This is a genomic window from Mesorhizobium sp. M7A.F.Ca.CA.003.01.2.1 (assembly GCF_003998945.1).
In the GTDB taxonomy this organism is placed as follows: domain Bacteria; phylum Pseudomonadota; class Alphaproteobacteria; order Rhizobiales; family Rhizobiaceae; genus Mesorhizobium; species Mesorhizobium ciceri.
Genome location: NZ_RZRA01000906.1, coordinates 1 through 2,286, shown reverse-complemented (window position 1 = coordinate 2,286; position 2,286 = coordinate 1). Strand labels below are relative to the sequence as shown.

Here is a 2,286-nt window from a genome sequence, read left to right as displayed (position 1 = left end):
ACCTCAGGCTTGCCCCGCTGATCCAGATGACCCCGCCGGTGCGTGCCGCGCGCCATCGCGATGGCGTCTGGCATGGCATTGCGCAAGGCATCGTCGATGTGCTCGGCTCCGACCACGCGCCGCACACGCTGGCCGAGAAGGCAAAGCCCTATCCGGCCTCACCGTCGGGGATGACCGGCGTGCAGACGCTGGTGCCGATCATGCTCGACCACGTCAATGCCGGCCGGCTGACCTTGCAGCGCTTTGTCGACCTGTCTAGCCACGGCCCGCAGCGGATCTTCGGCATGGCGAGAAAGGGCCGCATCGCTGCCGGCTACGAGGCCGACTTCACCATCGTCGATATGAAGCGGCGCCAGACCATCACCAATGCGCAGGCCGGCTCGAAAGCCGGCTGGACGCCTTATGACGGGAGAGAAGTGGTCGGCTGGCCGGTCGGCACCGTCATTCGCGGCCGCCGCGTGATGTGGGAAGGCGAGATCGCCACGCCAAGCCAGGGTAGGGCGGTGGAGTTTTCTGAGGCATTGCCCCGCTAGGCTCCCTACCCCCGTGGGTGGGAAGAGCCGCTCTCAATCCCCGGCGACGAAGAATGACCACTGTCCGCTAGGGGTGATACCGACGCGATAGAAAATATAGGCGCCGAACTGCTTCATGTCGTCGAAATCGCCAGCGGTGACGATCTTGAACAGTTCGACCCGCTGCTTGGCGTCCAGCTTGTCCAGCGGGAGGGCGAAGAAATACGGCCACACATAGAGCTCTTGTGGCGTGCCGGCATCGAGGTGGACGTAGCCGGCATCAAGCACCTCCTCCAGGATGGCCAGGATTTCCTGGCCGTCCGGGTCTCCCGAGAGGCCCTTGAGGAAGGCGACGGCATCGCCATCAATGTCGGTTAGGGACAATTGCGTTGTGTTGTCGCCCGTGCCGATCAACGGCCGCAACTTTTCGATATCGCCGCCCTTGCAGGCTTCGACGATCAAATCATGCATGCGCCGCACTGGTTCCGGCAGCTTGCCGAGATCGTAGATGACCTCGGGCACCGGCGTGTCCGGATCGACGCGTGGCCTGGTCACGCCGCCATCCGCCGGACTGTCCGGCTCGGCTTCGGCAGGAGCAGTCGGCTGGCTAGACGGCGGCGGCGTCCCGACCGGGTTGGGCATTGGCACGGTGCTTCCGGGGGGCGACATGTCGTCGGCCGGCGGCGTGACCGTCGGGGGGAGCTCTTCGCGCTTGATTTCGCTCAGCGCATAGGCGGGGCTGCTCGCGAGACACACAACCAGGGGAATCGCGGCACAGCAAGCGGCGAAAGAGATGCGAAGGACCAAGCCACGCGGCTTGCCTGACATCGAAAAACTCACTGCCCGTTTCTCCCTGCTTACGGGCATGACGCCCGAGCGGCATATTGCCGTCAAAGAACCGGACGTCGGTTCAGTGCCGCAGCCGTTCAGGTTCGAAGGCGCCAGCAATCACCTTTTCACGCATACGGTCGAGCAGGGCAAGGGCCGAGGTCTCGCCATTGGCACGCAACATCTCGCCGAAGGCTGTTTCGAGCGCTGCTTCGGCAATGATCTCGGGCTCTATCCCGGCGGAGAGACCTTCCGCCCAGGCCTCGCTGTGGCTTTCCACGGCGGTCAAGCGTTTTTCTTCCCTGACCAGCGCGTCGATGTCGTTGACACCATGTTCCATAAGCGAATGTCCACCCTTTCAAGCTGCGATCCATTGATGTGGATCAGGCCTGATCTGTTCATTTCACACCCAGGGACAATTAAGTATTTGTAAATACGACATTTTTTTGATCGTCTTTTACAAAGCCCGATTGCCTTGTGCGAAACTGCGTTCAGTTCGAGTCAAACTTAGCCGATTGGGGCGGCCTGCGGGGCGAAAACCTTCAGTTTGAGTTAATTCCGCTTTCGCGCGGTAGGGTTTCGTTAATACTGTTGCAGAAGTGCAACATGAGGATTGCACCAAGATATCGCCTGGCACAAGCCGATATATCGGCTGTACCCAGCAATGGTTCGGATAGTTGTCGATGAGCGAGTGCCTAAAGCGCGCTGCGTTTGAACGGATTCAGGCGAGGCGCTTTAGGTTTTCGTTTTTATGCGTGTCGTTCTCCCAAAACCGCAGCCACTTTTGGGCGACATGCATTAGTTGCCGTAACGCGAGGCGATGTCGCGAGACAGCGTCTCGCCTTCCTTCATGTAGCGGCTGATGGCTTCGGTCGCCGAGGGCGTGCACCTCGTATAGGTGCCGCCGAAGGAGCGGTAGCCGCGATTGAAGCTGGCAATGAAGCGG

General features: G+C 60.9%; 4 protein-coding genes. 1 reads left to right on the top strand and 3 read right to left on the bottom strand.

Annotated elements, in window-relative coordinates; translation table 11 throughout:
- A partial coding sequence (locus tag EN969_RS27475; RefSeq protein ID WP_164758541.1) for an amidohydrolase family protein occupies nucleotides 1-533 on the top strand: 533 nt, incomplete at its 5' end.
- Between the two features lie 33 nt (nucleotides 534-566).
- On the opposite strand, the gene EN969_RS27470 is transcribed toward EN969_RS27475, so the two are convergent.
- The 3 genes from EN969_RS27470 to EN969_RS27460 form a co-directional block, all read right to left on the bottom strand.
- Complete coding sequence (locus EN969_RS27470; RefSeq protein ID WP_027162675.1) at nucleotides 567-1,352, bottom strand: hypothetical protein; 786 nt, start codon at nucleotides 1,350-1,352, stop codon at nucleotides 567-569.
- 70 nt (nucleotides 1,353-1,422) lie between these two features.
- A complete protein-coding gene (locus EN969_RS27465) occupies nucleotides 1,423-1,680 on the bottom strand; it encodes a hypothetical protein (protein ID WP_008874920.1) in 258 nt (85 codons plus the stop codon).
- Nucleotides 1,681-2,138: 458 nt separating this feature from the next.
- On the bottom strand, nucleotides 2,139-2,286 hold a 148-nt coding region (locus EN969_RS27460; protein WP_127419560.1), incomplete at its 5' end, for a TIGR02301 family protein.

Excerpts from the sequence above, each read along its gene's own strand:
- EN969_RS27465 (WP_008874920.1), bottom strand. The coding sequence starts at position 1,680 with ATGGAACATGGTGTCAACGACATCGACGCGCTGGTCAGGGAAGAAAAA.